Source organism: Streptomyces roseochromogenus subsp. oscitans DS 12.976 (genome assembly GCF_000497445.1).
GTDB lineage: Bacteria > Actinomycetota > Actinomycetes > Streptomycetales > Streptomycetaceae > Streptomyces > Streptomyces oscitans.
This window is the reverse complement of the sequence record NZ_CM002285.1, coordinates 2,129,701-2,146,800: the sequence shown is the minus strand read 5'-3', so window position 1 is coordinate 2,146,800 and position 17,100 is coordinate 2,129,701. Positions and strand designations below refer to the sequence as shown.

Genomic DNA, 17,100 nt, shown 5'->3' with positions numbered 1-17,100 from the left:
GTCGTCGTGGAGACTCCAGGGTCGCAGTCGTCGCTGCACCGAGCCAACCTGGAGCGGGTCGTACGGGCCGTACGCTTGGCCGGGTCCCTCACGCAGGCGGAGATCGCGCGGACGACCGGTCTGTCCGCCGCGACCGTCTCCAACATCGTGCGGGAGCTGAAGGACGGCGGAACCGTCGAGGTCACGCCCACCTCGGCGGGCGGGCGGCGGGCCCGCAGCGTCAGCCTCAGCGGCGACGCCGGCATTGTGATCGGCGTCGACTTCGGGCACACCCACATGCGCGTCGCGATCGGGAACCTCGCCCATCAGGTGCTGGCCGAGGAGTCCGAGCCGCTGGACGTCGACGCCTCCGCCGCGCAGGGCTTCGACAGGGCGGAGCAGCTGGTCAGCCGCCTGATCGCGGCCACCGGGGTGAACCCCTCCAAGGTGGCCGGCGTGGGCCTCGGCGTACCGGGTCCGATCGACGTGGAGTCGGGGACGCTGGGGTCCACCGCCATCCTGCCGGGCTGGACCGGCACCAAGCCCGCCGAAGAGCTGCGCGAGCGGCTCGGCGTGCCCGTGCACGTGGACAACGACGCCAACCTCGGCGCCCTCGGCGAGCTGGTCTGGGGCAGCGGCAAGGGCGTCCGGGACCTCGCGTACATCAAGGTCGCGAGCGGTGTCGGCGCCGGTCTGGTGATCGACGGGAAGATCTACCGCGGCCCGGGCGGCACAGCCGGAGAAATCGGACATATTACACTCGACGAATCCGGCCCGGTCTGCCGTTGTGGGAACCGCGGCTGCCTGGAGACGTTTGCGGCCGCACGCTATGTGCTCCCGCTGCTGCAGCCCAGCCACGGCCCCGACCTCACCATGGAGGGCGTCGTACGGCTGGCCAGGGACGGTGACCCGGGCTGCCGTCGGGTGATCGCCGACGTCGGCCGCCATATCGGCTCTGGGGTGGCCAATCTCTGCAACCTGCTGAATCCGAGCCGGGTGGTCCTCGGCGGTGATCTCGCCGAGGCCGGTGAGCTGGTGCTCGGCCCGATCAGGGAGTCCGTCGGCCGCTACGCCATCCCCAGCGCGGCGCGCCAACTGTCCGTTCTCCCGGGGGCACTCGGGGGCCGTGCCGAGGTGCTCGGGGCGCTCGCCCTGGCCCTCAGCGAGATGGGCGATTCGACTCTTTTGGACGGATCGCTGGCTGTTGCGGCCCCTGCCTTCACTTAGAGAACGGATGGCACCGTTGCCATCTCGTTAAGGATTTACTTCTTGACGTCGCACGTGTGGCCGAGTTGACTTCCAGCCACCTCGGCCGCAACGACGCGGCCTCGTCAGGGAGGTTTCTGAAGTGAACGCACGTATGCGTCGTGCCGCCGTTGCCGTAGCCGCCGGTGCGATGGCGGTCTCGCTGGCCGCCTGTGGCAGTGCCAAGGAGTCGAAGGGCGGCAGCTCTTCCTCCTCGTCCTCCGCCAAGAAGGGCGACAACATCAAGGTCGGTCTCCTGCTTCCGGAGAACAAGACCGCGCGTTACGAGAAGTTCGACCGGCCGCTGATCGAGAAGAAGATCAAGGAGCTGACGAACGGCAAGGCCACCATCGACTACAACAACGCCCACCAGGACGCGAACCTGCAGGCCCAGCAGGTCGACACCATGATCACCAACAAGGTGGACGTCCTGATCGTGGACGCGGTGGACGCCAAGGCCATCCAGAACTCCGTGCAGAAGGCCGTGGACGCCGGTATCAAGGTCGTCGCCTACGACCGCCTGGCCGAGGGTCCGATCAGCGCCTACACCTCGTTCGACAACGAGAAGGTCGGCGAGACCCAGGGCCAGGCCCTGCTGACGGCGCTGGGCAGCAAGGCCAACAAGTCCTCCAAGATCGTCATGGTCAACGGCTCGGTCACCGACCCGAACGCCGCCCAGTTCAAGGCGGGCGCCCACAAGATCCTCAACGGCAAGGTGACCATCGCCAAGGAGTACGACACCAAGGAGTGGTCGCCGGACAACGCCAACTCCGAGATGGAGACGGCGATCTCCGCGGTCGGCAAGAACAACATCGCGGGTGTCTACTCCGCCAATGACGGCATGGCCGGCGGTATCATCACCGCCCTCCACGCAGCCGGCATCAACGTCCCGGTCACCGGCCAGGACGCTGAGCTGGCCGGTGTGCAGCGCATCGTCGCCGGTACCCAGTACATGAGCGTCTACAAGCCGTACGCCCCCGAGGCCGACGCCGCCGCCGAGATGGCCGTCGCGCTCGCCCAGGGCAAGTCGCTGGACTCCGTCGCCAAGGACAAGGTCTCCAGCAACTCCCAGAAGGGCGTCCCCTCGGTCCTCGTCCCGGTCACCGCGCTGACCAAGGACAACATCAAGGACACCGTCATCAAGGACGGCGTCTACACCGTCGCCGACATCTGCACCGCCGACTACAAGGCGGCCTGCGACAAGATCGGCCTCAAGTAAGCGGCGTCAAGTCCCTTCCCGTACACGGGTGTTCGTCCTTGAATGCCCTCAGGGAAGTCCGACTGGCCGCCTCCGGCTCCTCCGGCGTCCCGCGATCACACAGCCCCGCAAGCTCGGCGCGGGGCGCCGGACGGAACTCCCCCAAAATCTTTCTGCACAACCTCCCGCCGGGTCAGGCGGCGAAGGAGATGGTTCACGTGTCCGCTACGCCCGTGCTGGCGTTGCGCGGGGTCTCCAAGCGGTTCGGTGCCGTTCAGGCGCTCACCGACGTAGAGCTTGAGGTCCACGCCGGTGAGGTGGTCGCCCTGGTGGGCGACAACGGCGCCGGAAAGTCCACGCTGGTCAAGACGATCGCCGGCGTGCACCCGATCGACGAGGGTGTCATCGAGTGGGACGGCAAGCCCGTCACCATCAGCCGTCCGCACGACGCCCAGGCCCTGGGCATCGCGACGGTCTACCAGGACCTCGCGCTGTGCGACAACATCGACGTCGTCGGCAACCTGTTCCTCGGCCGTGAGCTGAGGAAGTGGGGCGTCCTGGACGAGGTCGAGATGGAGCGCCGCTCCCGCGAGCTGCTGACCACGCTGTCGATCCGCATCCCCAGCGTCCGCATCCCGATCGCCTCGCTCTCCGGCGGTCAGCGCCAGACCGTGGCCATCGCCCGCTCCATGCTCGGCGAGCCCAAGCTGGTGATCCTCGACGAGCCCACCGCCGCCCTCGGCGTCGAGCAGACGGCCCAGGTCCTCGACCTGGTGGAGCGCCTGCGCGAGCGCGGCCACGCCGTCATCCTCATCAGCCACAACATGGCGGACGTGAAGGCGGTGGCCGACAAGGTCGCCGTCCTGCGCCTCGGCCGCAACAACGGCGTCTTCGAGGTCAAGACGACCTCGCAGGAGGAGATCATCTCCGCCATCACCGGCGCCACCGACAACGCCGTGACCCGCCGTGCCGCGCGCACGACCAGCGCGAACGGGGAGGCTTCCCAGTGAGCATCGACAAGACCTCCGCGAACGTCGACGAGACGCCGTCCCAGGACGACCCCGTCGTCGAGAACCCCGAGGCCGCGGCCGCCGCGGTCACCGCGGTCGACCCGCGCCTGCTGGTCCAGCAGGAGGGCCTGCTCGGCTACTGGCACGAGTTCAAGCGCAAGATGAAGGCCGGCGAGCTGGGCTCCCTCCCCGTCGTCCTGGGCCTCGCGATCATCTGCGTCATCTTCCAGGTGCTGAACTCCGAGTTCCTGTCCGCGCAGAACATCAACGACATCACGATCACGATGGTCGGCACGGGCATGATCTCGGTCGGCATCGTCTTCGTGCTGCTGCTCGGCGAGATCGACCTGTCGGTCGGCTCGGTCAGCGGCGCGGCCAGCGCCCTCGCCGGTGTGCTCGCGGTCAACCAGGGCTGGCCCGAGTGGACGGCCGTACTCATCGCCATCGCCGCCGGCATCGCCATCGGCGCGCTGCACGGCTTCTTCTTCGCGGTGCTCGGCGCCCCCGCCTTCGCCGTGACGCTGGCCGGTCTGCTGTTCTGGCTCGGCTTCATGCTGAAGGTGCTGGGCGCGGACGGCACGATCAACCTCGACCCGAACGGCCTGGTCGGCAAGCTGACCACGTACTACTTCTCGGACGTGGCCGCCGCCTACGGGCTCGCCGTCGTCGTGGTCGCCGTGTTCTTCCTCACCTCCTTCCTGAGCAACCGGCGCCGGCAGGCCGCGGGCATCCCGTCCCGGCCCCTCAGCGACACGGTCCTGCGGACCGTGCTGCTGGCGGTGATCTCCTTCGCCGCGGCCTACATGTACAACCAGTACAAGGGCCTGCCGCTGGCCACGGTGATCTTCCTCGCGTTCCTGATCGCCACGGACTTCGTGCTGCGCCGTACCTCCTACGGCCGCAAGATCTTCGCGCTCGGTGGCAGCGTGGAGGCGTCCCGCCGTGCGGGTATCAACGTCACCGCGGTGCGGATCTCCGTGTTCGCCATCTCGGGTGGTTTCGCCGCGATCGGTGGTCTGTTCCTCGCGTCGAAGATCGCTTCTGCCAACCAGAGCGCCGGTACGGGTGACCTGCTGATGAACGCGATCGCCGCCGCGGTCATCGGTGGTACGTCGCTCTTCGGCGGGCGTGGGCGTACGTGGAACGCGCTGCTCGGTGTGCTGGTGATCGTCTCGATCCAGTACGGGCTGCAGCTGGAGTCCATTGCCGAGCCGGTCAAGTACATGATCACTGCGGCTGTGCTTCTCACCACGGTGGTGATCGACTCCATCACCCGTAAGACGCAGAAGACGGCCGGACGCGCGTAAAGAGCGCCGTCCGACCGACTCGACGTGCCCGGTGCCCGAAAGGCGCCGGGCGCTGTCGTGTCGTGCAAAGCATGAACATTAGACTCGGGCGAGCCCGGCGAAAGCTCGATCAGCTCTACTGCAAGGAGGCACGGGTGCCGCTGCTGACCCGCATCAGGGGACCGCGCGATCTGGACCGGCTCAGCCTGGAGCAGCTGGACCAGCTGGCACAGGAGATCCGGACCTTCCTCGTCGACGCCGTCTCCAAGACCGGCGGCCACCTCGGCCCCAACCTCGGTGTGGTGGAGCTGACCATCGCCCTGCACCGGGTCTTCGACTCGCCGAAGGACAAGGTGCTCTGGGACACCGGCCACCAGTCCTATGTGCACAAGCTGCTCACCGGCCGGCAGGACTTCTCCAAGCTGAAGAAGAAGGGCGGCCTGTCCGGCTACCCCTCGCAGGCCGAGTCCGAGCACGACGTCATCGAGAACAGCCACGCGTCGACCGTGCTCGGCTGGGCCGACGGCATCGCCAAGGCCAACCAGCTGAAGAAGCGGGACAGCCATGTCGTCGCCGTCATCGGTGACGGCGCCCTCACGGGTGGTATGGCCTGGGAAGCCCTCAACAACATCGCCGACGCCAAGGACCGCCCGCTGGTCATCGTCGTCAACGACAACGAGCGGTCGTACGCCCCGACCATCGGCGGTCTCGCCAACCACCTGGCCACGCTCCGCACGACCGACGGCTACGAGCGGTTCCTCGCCCGCGGCAAGGACATCCTGGAGCGCACCCCCGTCGTCGGCAAGCCGCTCTACGAGACCCTGCACGGCGCCAAGAAGGGCCTGAAGGACTTCATCGCCCCGCAGGGCATGTTCGAGGACCTGGGCCTGAAGTACGTCGGCCCCATCGACGGGCACGACATCGAGGCGCTGGAGTCCGCCCTGGCCCGGGCCAAGCGGTTCGGCGGGCCGGTGCTCGTGCACTGCCTCACCGAGAAGGGCCGCGGCTACCAGCCCGCCCTCCAGGACGAGGCCGACCGCTTCCACGGCATCAGCCCGATCCACCCCGACACCGGCCTGCCGGTCAAGGCCTCGGGCGCCGACTGGACCTCGGTCTTCGGCGACGAGATGGTCAAGCTGGGCAAGGAACGCGACGACATCGTGGCGATCACGGCGGCCATGCTGCAGCCGGTCGGCCTGAAGAAGTTCGCCGACACCTTCCCGGACCGGATCTACGACGTCGGCATCGCCGAGCAACACGCCGCCGTCTCCGCCGCCGGCCTCGCGCACGGCGGGCTGCACCCCGTCTTCGCCGTGTACGCCACCTTCCTCAACCGCGCCTTCGACCAGGTCCTCATGGACGTGGCCCTGCACAAGTGCGGGGTGACCTTCGTACTGGACCGCGCCGGTGTCACCGGCACCGACGGCGCCTCCCACAACGGCATGTGGGACATGTCGATCCTGCAGGTCGTGCCGGGCCTCAGGCTGGCCGCGCCGCGTGACGCCGAGCAGGTGCGCATGCAGCTGCGCGAGGCCGTCGCCGTGGACGACGCGCCGACCGTGGTGCGCTTCTCCAAGGGCGCCGTCGGCCCCGCCGTACCCGCCGTGGGCCGGGTCGGCGGCATGGACGTGCTGCGCGAGCCCGGCACCGACAGGCCGGACGTGCTGCTGGTCTCGGTCGGCGCACTCGCCCCGATGTGCCTGGAGATCGCCGGCCTGCTGGACAAGCAGGGGATCTCCACCACCGTGGTCGACCCGCGCTGGGTCAAGCCCGTGGACGAGGCCATGGCCCCGCTGGCCGAGCGGCACCAGGTCGTCGTCACCGTCGAGGACAACAGCCGCGTCGGCGGTGTCGGCTCCGCGATCGCCCAGGCCCTGCGCGACGCCGGCGTGGACGTGCCGCTGCGCGACTTCGGCATCCCGCCGCGCTTCCTGGACCACGCCGCCCGCGGCGAGGTCCTCGCCGAGATCGGCCTGACCGCGCCCGACATCGCCCGCCAGGTCACCGGGCTCGTGGCCAAGCTGGACGGCCGGTACGACCGTACGGCCGCCGAGGTGGACTCGGTGGAGCCGGCGCGCGACTGACCCGGAACGCGCCCTTGCGGGCCGGTTCCGCCACCCACTGCGGTGGCGGAACCGGCCCGTTTGCGTGAACCTTCCCGTACCGGGGCATACGCATCCCGACCCACTCGATCATGTCGAGGACGACGGGCGTGGGAGGTAGGCACGTGAGCAGCGCGCTGTTCAGGACGAAGAACGTCGAGCAGTCCATCCAGGACACCGAGGAACCGGAGCATTCGCTCAAGAAGTCCCTGTCCGCGCTCGACCTGACCGTCTTCGGCGTCGGCGTCATCATCGGTACCGGCATCTTCGTCCTCACCGGACAGGTCGCCAAGAACAACGCCGGTCCGGCGGTGTCCCTGGCCTTCGTGGCGGCCGGCGTGGTCTGCGGGCTCGCCGCCCTCTGCTACGCCGAGTTCGCGTCCACGGTCCCCGTGGCGGGCTCGGCGTACACGTTCAGCTACGCCTCCCTGGGCGAGCTGCCCGCCTGGATCATCGGCTGGGACCTGGTCCTGGAGTTCGCGCTGGGTACGGCGGTGGTGGCGGTCGGCTGGTCCGGCTACATCCGCTCGCTGCTGGACAACGCCGGCTGGCATCTGCCGGACTATCTGGCCGGCCGGGACAACGCCACCGGCTTCGGTTTCGACATCCTCGCCGCCGCCCTGGTGCTGGTGCTCACCGGCATCCTCGTCCTCGGCATGAAGCTGTCGGCCCGGATCACCTCGCTCGTCGTCGCCATCAAGGTGGTCGTCGTCCTCATCGTGATCGCCGCCGGTGCGTTCTTCATCCACGGAGACCACTACAAGCCGTTCATCCCGCCCTCCCAGCCGGTGCCCGCGGGCGGCAACCTCAAAGCCCCGCTCATCCAGCTGATGTTCGGCTGGGCGCCGTCCAACTTCGGCGTCATGGGCATCTTCACGGCCGCCTCGGTGGTGTTCTTCGCCTTCATCGGCTTCGACATCGTGGCCACGGCCGCCGAGGAGACCCGCAACCCGCAGCGGGACATGCCGCGCGGCATCCTCGGCTCCCTGTTCATCTGCACCGTGCTGTACGTGGCCGTGTCCATCGTCGTCACCGGCATGGAGAAGTACTCCAAGCTGTCGGTGGAAGCCCCGCTTGCCGACGCCTTCAAGGCCATCGGGCACCCCTGGTACGCGGGCGTGATCAGCTTCGGCGCGGCGGTCGGCCTGACCACCGTGTGCATGATCCTTCTCCTCGGCCAGACCCGGGTCTTCTTTGCGATGAGCCGCGACGGACTGCTGCCGCGCTTCTTCTCCCGGGTCCACCCGCGCTTCAAGACCCCGCACCGGCCGACCGTCCTGCTCGGCGTGATCATCGCGATCGTCGCCGGGTTCACCAGCCTGAGCGAGCTGGCCGAACTGGTGAACATCGGCACGCTCTTCGCGTTCGTGGTGGTCGCGATCAGCGTGATCATCCTGCGCCGGACCCGCCCGGACCTGCCGCGCGCCTTCCGCACCCCGTGGGTCCCCGTCATCCCGGTCCTGTCGGTGTGCGCCTCGCTGTGGCTGATGCTCAACCTCCCCGCCGAGACCTGGCTGCGGTTCGCCATCTGGATGGTGATCGGCTTCTTCGTCTACTTCCTCTACGGCCGTACGCACAGCCGGCTGGCCCTGCGGGACAAGGCCGCGCAACAGACCGCCGGCGACACTCCGTAACCGCTGTCTTGGGACAGCGTGGCCGGTCATGCCTGCCGCCCCGCCCACCCCCCGCACGCACCGTAGTCACGAGATCCGGCACAGGACCGTCACCCGGACGGTTCACCGGACGCGGCTGCTGCCCCTCCTCGCGGCCCTGGCCCGGGTCACCCGGCTGCCGTCCGGTCTTCCGGCGGGAGACGGACACGCACGCCCCCGCCCTGGTCGTGGACGGCGGCCGGGCAAGCCGTACGCCCCGACCGCGTCCCGGCCCTGCGACGGCTGCCGGCCGCGCGGTACCGGGAGGCGGACACCGTGGACGGGGCGGTGCGGTACACCCGGGTGCCGGGGGAGTGACGTCGGGATCAGGCCCGTGCTCAGGCCCGTACCGAGCGCGGCCCGGTGACCTGTGCGCCGTGTTCCTGGACCCGGCGGCGCAGTTCGCGGTCGGCCGTGACGACCAGGCACGGGCGGTCGCCGGCCGCTGCCGCGAGGGCCGCGATGTGGTCGTCGCCGCTGCCGGGCGCCTCCTCGACACGTACCCCGGCCACCGAGGCCACGCCCCGGGCCGCGCCCTCCACCACGAGGACCAGCTCCAGCGGACCGGGCAGGCCGGCCACCCCGGACCGTGCGAAGGGCACCAGCCGGTCGCGCAGGCGCTCGGCGGCACCGCGGCGGTCGCGCCACCAGCCGTCGGGCACCGACCCGACGACGTTGGCGCCGTCGACGATGAGCAGGGGGAGGGGCGGTGCGTCCGCCGCGCCCGAAGTATCCGTCATGGCAGGTGAAAGCCCTGTTTCGTCGTGTTCGTGGCCAACTCAGTCTGTCACGGGTTGCCCCGCCCACCGGCGGGTGATCTCGGCGACGGCGTCGGCCGCCCGCTCGGCGGGCCGTCCGCCGGCCCGGATCGTGGGGGAGAACTCGACGTGCAGGAACGGCACATGGTCGGCGTCGGCGACCTGGCCCTGCACGTTCGTGCGGCCCTCCAGCGGACAGGACCGCACCCAGGCCCGGCACACCCGGAAGCCGTGGCCGCGCAGGGCGTCGGCCAGCTCGCGGCCCTCCGGCCGGGCCGCCGTACCGGCGCCGGTGGAGGTGATCACGTCGTAGTCGGGCGCGGCGGAGGCGGCGAATCCGTGCAGCTGGATCCCGGGCATGCCACGGCGGGCCAGCTCGGCGCAGATGGCGTGGAAGACGCTGTCCCGGCGGTGTGCCACATCCGCGGAATTACCGACCCCGGCTTTGCGATGTGCACCTGCGATGACCAGGATGCCACCGGGGGAGCCACGCAGCACGCGCACGCCCAGCTGCTCGGTACCCAGGTCGAAACCGGGATGCGGAACCTGGACCGACCAGCGCGGGCGGTGGTCCAGATCGACGTAGACCCGGCCCCAGCCGCGCGGTGTCACGGCCGTGTCGGTACGGTCGGCCACCTCGGCGTAGCGATGACCGGAGGGTCGGTCGACGACCGTGCGGACACTGAAGTCCCGCTGTGCAAGCCGCTGTTCCGCTTGTTCGCGGTGACCGTCGAGCAACAGGCCGATGGCCGCGGCGATGCCGTCCCGGTCTGCCTGGCCGGGCTGGGCGTAGCCCCGGCCGGGGCCGAACCGGCTCGTGTAGCCGGCCACCTCGCGCGCCAGGTCGATCTGTGCGGCCCCCTTCGGGGCGGGCCGGCCGGGGTCGTCGGGGGCGCCCGTGCGGTGGAGCAGGGCGGTCAGTACCCCGGCGAGAGTGGCGATGACGAGCAGAAGTGTTGCGACCGTTATGACGCGTGAGCGATGGGCTCTCATGGTTGTATCAAGATATCTTGGTGAACAGACGCCCTAGCCGGACCCTGCGGTCCCTGTTGTCCCTGCTGACCCCGCTCTCCCTGCTCGCCGCCGTCTCCGGCTGTGGTCTCCTCTCGGACGACGCCTCGGCCCAGGGCGGCGGGCGCTCCTTCACCGTCGCGGCCGCCGGGGACATCCTGATGCATCCCGAACTGGTCGAGCAGGCACGCAAGGACGCGAAGCGCACCGGCGAGGGCGTGGACGGGCTGGACTTCGGGCCGATGATGGCCGGTATCAAGCCGGTGATCAGCAAGGCGGACCTGGCGATCTGCCACTTCGAGCCGGTGATGGGCTCGGCGAAGGGCCCGTTCGAGGGCTTCCCGGACTTCCAGGTGCCGCCGCAGCAGGCGAAGACGATCAAGGACATCGGCTACGACACCTGCTCCACCGCCTCCAATCACACCCTCGACCACGGCTACGGCGGCGTGCGGCGCACCCTGGACGCGCTGGACGCCGCCGGGCTGAAGCACACCGGCTCGGCCCGGACCGCCAAGGAGGCGCTTACTCCGCTGGTCATGGACGTCAAGGGAGTCAAGGTCGCGCAGATCTCCTACGCCTACGGCTTCAACGAGCCGCACACGCTGCCGAGGGACAAGCCGTGGCTGGCCGGCCAGCAGGACCTGGGCCGGATCAAGGCCGCCGAGCAGCGGGCCCGCAAGGCCGGTGCCGAGGTGGTGATCCTCTCCCTGCACTGGGGCCGTGAGCACCATCCCGAACCGTCCGCCTCGCAGCTCTCCTTCGCCCGGCAGATCGCCCGGCACACCGGTGTCAACCTGGTCATCGGCCATCACGCGCATGTCGTGGAGCCGATGGAGAAGGTCGGCGGGACCTGGATCAGCTACGGGCTCGGCAACCAGATCGCCCGGCACGAGGTGCCGACGGGGCTGACCGAGGAGGGCGTGATCGCCTGGTTCACGTTCACCGAGCGCGGCAAGGGTCACTGGGAGGTCCGGCCGCGGTACGAGCCGACGCTGCTGACGATCCCGCCGGACGCCGAGAACGTCCGGGACGGCGGCACCGCCGCCTACGGCGACGACGACGTGCGCGACTACCGTCTGCTGGACGTGCCGGCCGCGCTCCGCGACGACCACGGCCTCACGGACGCCCAGAAGGCCCGGCTGCGGCTGGCGTTCGAGCGGACCGAGGGCACGCTGCTGAACCGGGGCGCGGGCGCGGACGGACTGAAGCCGCTGACCCCGCTGCCCCAATAGGCGGGGCGTTCGTCTAGTCGGGGCATTTACCCGAATATGTCCATGAGTTAAGGAATGTTGCCTAGATCACGTACGACTTACGGCAACTTAACCGTCCTCTTATCTGTCTGAGGTTTCCGGACGCGCTCTTACCTTCAGCGCATCCGGACCACATTCAAGAGAGGACCGTCCTGTGGCGTCATCGCCCCCGGCGCGGCAGCACCGAGCCCGCCGCCGAGCCGACATGTCGCTGATCGGCGGCATACGCCCGCCGATCGCGGTCCTCTCGGCGTTGCTGCTGACGCTCGCCGGCATCACGGCACTCGTGCTCGGCCGTGTCGACGACGCCGGTGTGCCGAGGGCGGTCATGACGTCCCAGCAGCACTTCGCCGAGGACGGCGCCGTAGCGCTGCGTGCCTCCATCGACGAGTCCGTCACCGACGTCACCCGCTCCGCCGCGCTGTTCGGCGCCGGGCAGCCGGTCTCCGGTGACGCGGTTCTCGACAAGCTCGGCAGCACCTACCAGAAGTGGACGGGCACCGCCGTCGTCGAGATCCGCACCGGCAAGCTCGTCGCGGCCCGTGGCGAGACGGTGCCGCTGACCTCCGTGGACCTCTCCTCGCTCAAGGGCGAGGACGGGCTGGCCCCGCGCATGGTGCGGCTGAGGAACGGCGAGGTACGGCTGCTGTCCTTCGGGCTGCTGACCTGGCCGGGCAAACCACAGCTGCTGCTGGTCGCCTCCCGGAACCTGAAGTTTCCCGGTATCAGTCTCGGCCAGTTCCGCTCCATCGCCGTGGTCGACTCGGCCGGCGCGATCCTCAGCAGCGACGGCATCGCCGAACCGGAGTCGGCGCGCAACAGCACCGACCGCAAGGACATCAAGGACTCCGCCAAGCAGCTCAAGGACTTCGCCCAGCGGGCCGCCCGCAAGGCGGAGCAGGATCCGCGCAGCAGCAAGGAGCCCGGTAGCGGCGGCTACCAGGGCGTCAGCGGCAGCCTGCTCGGCGGGAAACCGGCCGGCGACCGGTCCGTCGCCGGCTACGCCACCCTCGCCGCGGCCGAGCCCGGCGTCACCACCACCGCCGGCGGGCTCGGGCTGTCCGTGGTCGCCATGGTCAAGGTGACCGAGGAGTCCGGCGGGACCCATTCCCCGGTGTTCGGACTGGCGGCGGGCGGCGCGCTGCTCCTCGTCGGCGCACTGGCCGTGGCGGTGCTGCTGGGCACCGTGCAACGCCCGCTCATCCGGCTGTTCCTGGAGTCCCGCCGGCTCACCCGCGGCGATCTGACCCGGCCCGTCACCGTCCCCGGCTACGGCGAGGCGCACCGTATCGGCGGCGCCCTGGAGCGGCTGCGCCGCCAGCTGCTCGGCGAGAGCGCCGAGGCCACCGGCCCTGCCGAGCGCCCGACCGGGCTGCGCCGGGTGGGCACCGGCGCCCTCCTCGCAGTCTGCGCGGCCCTGCTGCTCGCCTGGTCCGCACCGCTGATGCTGCTGGTCAACCGCGCCGACAGCACGGCCGACGTACCCCGGCAGCTCGTCAACGACCAGCGCGAACGCACCGACACGCTCAGCGACCGGGTGCGCCGCGCGCTCAACGAGGGCGACGCCGACCTGCAGTCGGTCGCTTCCCTCATCGGCGACAAGACCTCACCCGAGGCCATGGAGGAGGTGCTGGAGCGCACCTACAACGAGAACAGGCGCTACCGCTCCCTCTACGTCGTCGACTCGCACGGCGGGATCCAGGCCCGCGAGGGCAAGGAACCGAAGGTGATCAAGTCCGACCGCGTCTCCGGCAAGCCCCTCAGGCTGCTGGGCCGCGGCGGCAAGGAGCCCGTGGTCGTCGTCGCCGCCGAGATCCCCGGCCGTAGCGGAGCCCAGCTGGTCGGCGAGTTCCGCGTCGAGTTCTTCAACGCGCTGCTGACCCGGCCGGGTCTCGGCGTGGTCCGGCTCGTGGACGACCGGCACCGGGTCATCGCCGGCAACACCGGCTTCCTCGCCTTCCAGTCGCTGCCAGACCAGCACCTGAAAGACCTCGTCACGGCCGGCGCCCAGCGGCTCGGCAAGAAGCCGCGCCCGGGCGGCGTGCTGTACCGCGAGAACGGGATACGGATCGCCGCCGCCGCGCCGTTCTCCGGCAGCGGCTCGGCCGAGTCGCTGCACTGGGGCGTGGTCAGCTGGCAGCCCGTCGACCGGCTCGCCATCCCCGAGTACGACGCCCAGCACCGCACCGTCCTGGCCGGTCTGCTCGGCGCCGCCGCGGCCGTCGCCTGCCTGGGCTGGCTGCACATCGTGGTGGCCCGGCCGCTGAGCACTCTGGCCGACCGGGCCGAGGCGCTGGCCGGAGGCGACCGCAAGACGGTGCTCTTCCCGCAGCACCACGACGAGGTCGGCGCCGTCACCCGCTCCCTGGAACTCATCCGGCAGCAACTGCAGGACCAGAGCCGCAGGCAGCCCCGCCGCACCCCGTCCCCGCAGCCCACGGCACAGCCGTCCCCGCCCGAGCAGTACACAAGGAACTGATCACCCGTGCTCTTCCTCTACACCGTGCTGCTGGTCGGCTGCGCGATCCTGCTCATAGCGGGCGTCGTGGAACAGCGGCGGCACTTCGTCAACCTGGAACACATCCCCACCCGGGTCCTGGTCAACGGCATCCGGGGCAAGTCCTCCATCACCCGGCTGTGCGCGGGCGCGCTGCGCGGCGGCGACCTGGTCACCGTCGCCAAGACCACCGGCACCGCCGCCCGGTTCATCCACCCGGACGCCACCGAGGAGCCGGTCTACCGCAAGTTCGGCATCGCCAACGTGGTCGAGCAGATCGGCATCGTCCGGCGCGCCGCCGCGTACAAGCCGGACGCGCTGGTCATCGAGTGCATGGCCGTCATGCCGGCCCTGCAGGAGATCAACCAGTCCAAGCTGATCCGCTCCACCATCGGCGTGCTCTGCAACGTCCGCGAGGACCACCTCGCCGAGATGGGCCCCACCCTGGACGACGTGGCCCGCTCGCTGTGCCGCTCGATGCCCGAGGACGGCATCTGTGTCACCGCCGAGAAGGACCGCTTCCACATCCTCCAGAAGGAGGCGGACTCCCGTAACTGCAAGCTGGTCTACGCCGATCCCGAGACGGTCACCGACGAGGAGCTGCGCGGCTTCAGCTGGTTCACCTTCAAGGAGAACGTGGCCATCGCCCTCGCCGTCGCCGAACTCCTCGGCGTCGACCGCGAGACGGCCCTGCGAGGCATGTACGACGCCCCGCCGGACCCCGGTGTCCTCTCCGTCGAGCGCTATCTGACGCCCGAGGGCAAGAAGCTGCGCTTCGCCAACGTCTTCGCGGCCAACGACCCCGAGTCGACGCTGATGAACATCAACCAGCTGCTCGACCTCGGCGCCGTCCACCGCCCGCTCAACGTGGTCATCAACTGCCGCCCCGACCGCGTCGAACGCAACGGGCAGATGGGCGAGATCATCCCCGGCCTCGACCCCGAGCGCGTCTTCGTCATCGGCCACCCGGCCAAGTCGGCCATCGACGCCATCCCCGCCGGGTTCCGCTCCCGCGCCGTCGACCTCGGCGGCGACAAGCGCGACCCCGGGGAGTTCATGGCCAAGCTGCTGGACCAGCTCGGCCCGGACTCCTCGCTGGTCGCGATCGGCAACATCCACGGCCAGGGCGAGATCCTGCTGGAGCACCTCGCCGAACTGCCACCGGACGAGAGCGCCGACGAACCAGCGGCCGCAGCCCCGGCGGGCCGGACCGAAGCGGCACCCGCCATGGCCGAGCACGTCGAGACGATGCAGCTGTACGTGCCCCGCATCGACCCCTACCAGCGCTACCCGGAGGCGTACGAGGCGCGGGACGCGCAGCCGCAGCCGTACGTCCCGCAGCTCCCCGCGCAGACCCCGTACGAGACGCCGTACGTCACGCCGTACGACACCCCCTCCGCCGACGACAGCCAGCAGTGGCACAGCCCAGGAGAACCGCGTTGATCCCCTCCGTCCTCACCCCCGAGATCGCCGCGATCGGCATCGGCCTGGGCCTGATGTTCTCGCTCATGTGCTACCTGACGACCAACCTGTCGCCGGGCGGCATGATCACCCCGGGGTGGCTCGCCCTCACCCTCATCGAGGACCTGCAGCGCGCCGCGCTCGTCGTCGGTGTGACCGTCCTGACGTACCTCGCCACGCTGCTCATGCAGAAGTTCGTGATCCTGTACGGCAAGCGGCTCTTCGCGGCCGTCGTGCTCAGCGGCGTGCTCATCCAGGCCACCGTGATCATCGTGCTGCAGAAGGAGTTCCCGCTGCTGTACGCGAACCAGACGCTCGGCTTCATCGTCCCCGGCCTGATCGGCTACCAGCTGGTCCGCCAGCCCAAGGGCGCGACCCTGCTGTCCGTCGGCTCGGTCACCCTCGCCACCTATGTGGTGCTGACCGCCGGCATCCTCCTGGGCCTCATGCCGACCGCCTGAACCGTCCCTCTCCGACGCACTCCTGGAGCACCCCACCATGCCGAAGCGCAAAGGCCGCCCCGTCGTCCACACGGTGACGGTCCTGACCCTGCTCGCGGGCAGCGCCTACTTCACCTACGAGCTGCGCAAGGACGAGAAGGCGAAGCTCCCGGCCACCCAGACGATCACCGAGAACCTGAACGGCTCGGGCGGGGCGACCGGCAAGCAGACCTGGGAACGGCTGAACAACCCGGCGCGCTCGGTGCTGCGCGACGGCAAGGGCGCGGTCATCGCCACCTTCACGGACGGCGCCCGTACGGCCACCCTCAAGGGCCGGACCCGCACCTTCAGCGAACCGGCCGACACCACCACCAAGGTGGTCACCGACGACTGGGTCCGCCTCATGCCGGAGACATGGACCAAGGGGTCCGAGAAGCAGCAGTGGTTCAAGGACTGGTTCAAGCAGTACTACGGCAGCGAGGAGGACGACGTCTTCGCGTACGCCTTCCAGTACACCCAGGGCGCCCCGGTCAAGAAGGACGACCAGGGCATCCAGTACGCCGGCCACGCGAACTACGGCCCCCTCAAGGCCGACGGCGTCGACCGCTACGAGCAGACCGACTTCTACGACTACCTGGGCATCCCGTACACCTTCCGCGACGGCGTCACGGTGTACCCGCAGAAGGACCGGCTGCGTTCCGTGGACTGCTCCGGTTATCTGCGCCTGGTCTATGGCTACCGGGCCCGCTACCCGCTGATGTCCGACAACACCCACGGCGACGGGCTGCCGCGCACCGCCGACGGCATGGCCCGCGGCAAGGAGGGCGTGGACATCATCAAGCTCCAGGGCCCGAGCCCCTGGTACGTGCGGCCGCAGAACATCGACGTCCTGCAGCCCGGTGATCTGCTGTTCTTCAAGATGGACCACCGCACCGCCAACCACATGGACCACTCCGCGATCTACCTCGGCCCGGACACCGAGGGCCACAAGGTCTTCATCTCCAGCCGCAAGGAGCAGAACGGCCCCACCATCGGCGACCAGGGCGGTGTCTCGCGCCTCGACGGCAACGGCTTCTACGCCGGGCTGTTCCGCAGCGCGAAGCGGCTGTGAACGGCGACTGGCTTCTGCGCGGCCGGGACGGGGGCGCGGGGGCGGAGCCCCCGGGAACGCGGACGCCGGGTGCCCGCACCCCAACAGGAGTGCGGGCACC

The 17,100-nt window shown here is 69.8% G+C and carries 13 protein-coding genes; 11 read left to right on the top strand and 2 right to left on the bottom strand.

What is annotated here, in order from left to right; all coding sequences use genetic code 11:
• Window positions 1–6 precede the first annotated feature (6 nt).
• The 6 genes from M878_RS59290 (at window position 7) to M878_RS59265 (ending at window position 8,454) form a co-directional block, all read left to right on the top strand.
• Window positions 7–1,206 carry an ROK family transcriptional regulator gene (locus tag M878_RS59290; protein ID WP_023545965.1) on the top strand — a complete coding sequence of 400 codons (1,200 nt, stop codon included), beginning with the start codon at window positions 7–9 and terminating at the stop codon, window positions 1,204–1,206.
• Between the two features lie 133 nt (window positions 1,207–1,339).
• Window positions 1,340–2,443 carry a sugar ABC transporter substrate-binding protein gene (locus M878_RS59285; RefSeq protein WP_023545964.1) on the top strand — a complete coding sequence of 368 codons (1,104 nt, stop codon included), beginning with the start codon at window positions 1,340–1,342 and terminating at the stop codon, window positions 2,441–2,443.
• 188 nt (window positions 2,444–2,631) lie between these two features.
• Window positions 2,632–3,432 carry an ATP-binding cassette domain-containing protein gene (locus M878_RS59280; RefSeq protein WP_031224610.1) on the top strand — a complete coding sequence of 267 codons (801 nt, stop codon included), beginning with the start codon at window positions 2,632–2,634 and terminating at the stop codon, window positions 3,430–3,432.
• On the top strand, window positions 3,429–4,739 hold the full coding sequence (locus M878_RS59275; protein ID WP_023545962.1) for a sugar ABC transporter permease: 1,311 nt from the start codon (window positions 3,429–3,431) through the stop codon (window positions 4,737–4,739). The genes M878_RS59280 and M878_RS59275 overlap by 4 nt, the downstream gene beginning before the upstream one ends.
• A 134-nt stretch (window positions 4,740–4,873) precedes the next feature.
• The gene (gene dxs, locus M878_RS59270) at window positions 4,874–6,802 is read left to right on the top strand and encodes a 1-deoxy-D-xylulose-5-phosphate synthase (protein WP_023545961.1); all 1,929 of its coding nucleotides are present in this window, start codon (window positions 4,874–4,876) and stop codon (window positions 6,800–6,802) included.
• Window positions 6,803–6,945: 143 nt separating this feature from the next.
• On the top strand, window positions 6,946–8,454 hold the full coding sequence (locus M878_RS59265; RefSeq protein WP_023545960.1) for an amino acid permease: 1,509 nt from the start codon (window positions 6,946–6,948) through the stop codon (window positions 8,452–8,454).
• A gap of 356 nt (window positions 8,455–8,810) precedes the next feature.
• On the opposite strand, the gene M878_RS59260 is transcribed toward M878_RS59265, so the two are convergent.
• Together M878_RS59260 and M878_RS59255 are read right to left on the bottom strand one after the other, a co-directional pair.
• On the bottom strand, window positions 8,811–9,212 hold the full coding sequence (locus M878_RS59260; protein ID WP_023545959.1) for a hypothetical protein: 402 nt from the start codon (window positions 9,210–9,212) through the stop codon (window positions 8,811–8,813).
• A gap of 39 nt (window positions 9,213–9,251) precedes the next feature.
• Window positions 9,252–10,223: a hypothetical protein gene (locus tag M878_RS59255; RefSeq protein ID WP_023545958.1), complete on the bottom strand. Its 972-nt coding sequence runs from the start codon at window positions 10,221–10,223 to the stop codon at window positions 9,252–9,254.
• 20 nt (window positions 10,224–10,243) lie between these two features.
• On the opposite strand from M878_RS59255, the gene M878_RS59250 reads away from it, so the two are divergent.
• The 5 genes from M878_RS59250 (at window position 10,244) to M878_RS59230 (ending at window position 17,000) form a co-directional block, all read left to right on the top strand.
• Window positions 10,244–11,473 (top strand): CapA family protein, encoded by a 1,230-nt coding sequence (locus tag M878_RS59250; protein ID WP_342452716.1) that lies wholly within the window; start codon window positions 10,244–10,246, stop codon window positions 11,471–11,473.
• A 223-nt stretch (window positions 11,474–11,696) separates the two neighbouring features.
• A complete protein-coding gene (locus M878_RS59245) occupies window positions 11,697–13,970 on the top strand; it encodes a cache domain-containing protein (RefSeq protein ID WP_023545956.1) in 2,274 nt (757 codons plus the stop codon).
• Window positions 13,971–13,976: 6 nt separating this feature from the next.
• Entirely contained in the window at window positions 13,977–15,431 is a 1,455-nt protein-coding gene (gene pgsB / locus M878_RS59240) for a poly-gamma-glutamate synthase PgsB (protein WP_023545955.1), read from the top strand.
• Window positions 15,428–15,910, top strand: coding sequence for a poly-gamma-glutamate biosynthesis protein PgsC/CapC (locus M878_RS59235; protein ID WP_023545954.1), 483 nt, complete (start codon window positions 15,428–15,430; stop codon window positions 15,908–15,910). Before pgsB ends, M878_RS59235 begins: the two co-directional genes overlap by 4 nt.
• Before the next feature lie 37 nt (window positions 15,911–15,947).
• Window positions 15,948–17,000, top strand: a complete 1,053-nt coding sequence (locus M878_RS59230; RefSeq protein ID WP_023545953.1) for an NlpC/P60 family protein — start codon at window positions 15,948–15,950, stop codon at window positions 16,998–17,000.
• Window positions 17,001–17,100 lie beyond the last annotated feature (100 nt).

Coding starts and splice junctions, on each gene's coding strand:
- M878_RS59245 (WP_023545956.1), top strand. CDS start 11,697: ATGTCGCTGATCGGCGGCATACGCCCGCCGATCGCGGTCCTCTCGGCG.
- M878_RS59230 (WP_023545953.1), top strand. CDS start 15,948: ATGCCGAAGCGCAAAGGCCGCCCCGTCGTCCACACGGTGACGGTCCTG.
- M878_RS59255 (WP_023545958.1), bottom strand. CDS start 10,223: ATGAGAGCCCATCGCTCACGCGTCATAACGGTCGCAACACTTCTGCTC.
- M878_RS59285 (WP_023545964.1), top strand. CDS start 1,340: ATGCGTCGTGCCGCCGTTGCCGTAGCCGCCGGTGCGATGGCGGTCTCG.
- M878_RS59280 (WP_031224610.1), top strand. CDS start 2,632: ATGGTTCACGTGTCCGCTACGCCCGTGCTGGCGTTGCGCGGGGTCTCC.
- M878_RS59260 (WP_023545959.1), bottom strand. CDS start 9,212: ATGACGGATACTTCGGGCGCGGCGGACGCACCGCCCCTCCCCCTGCTC.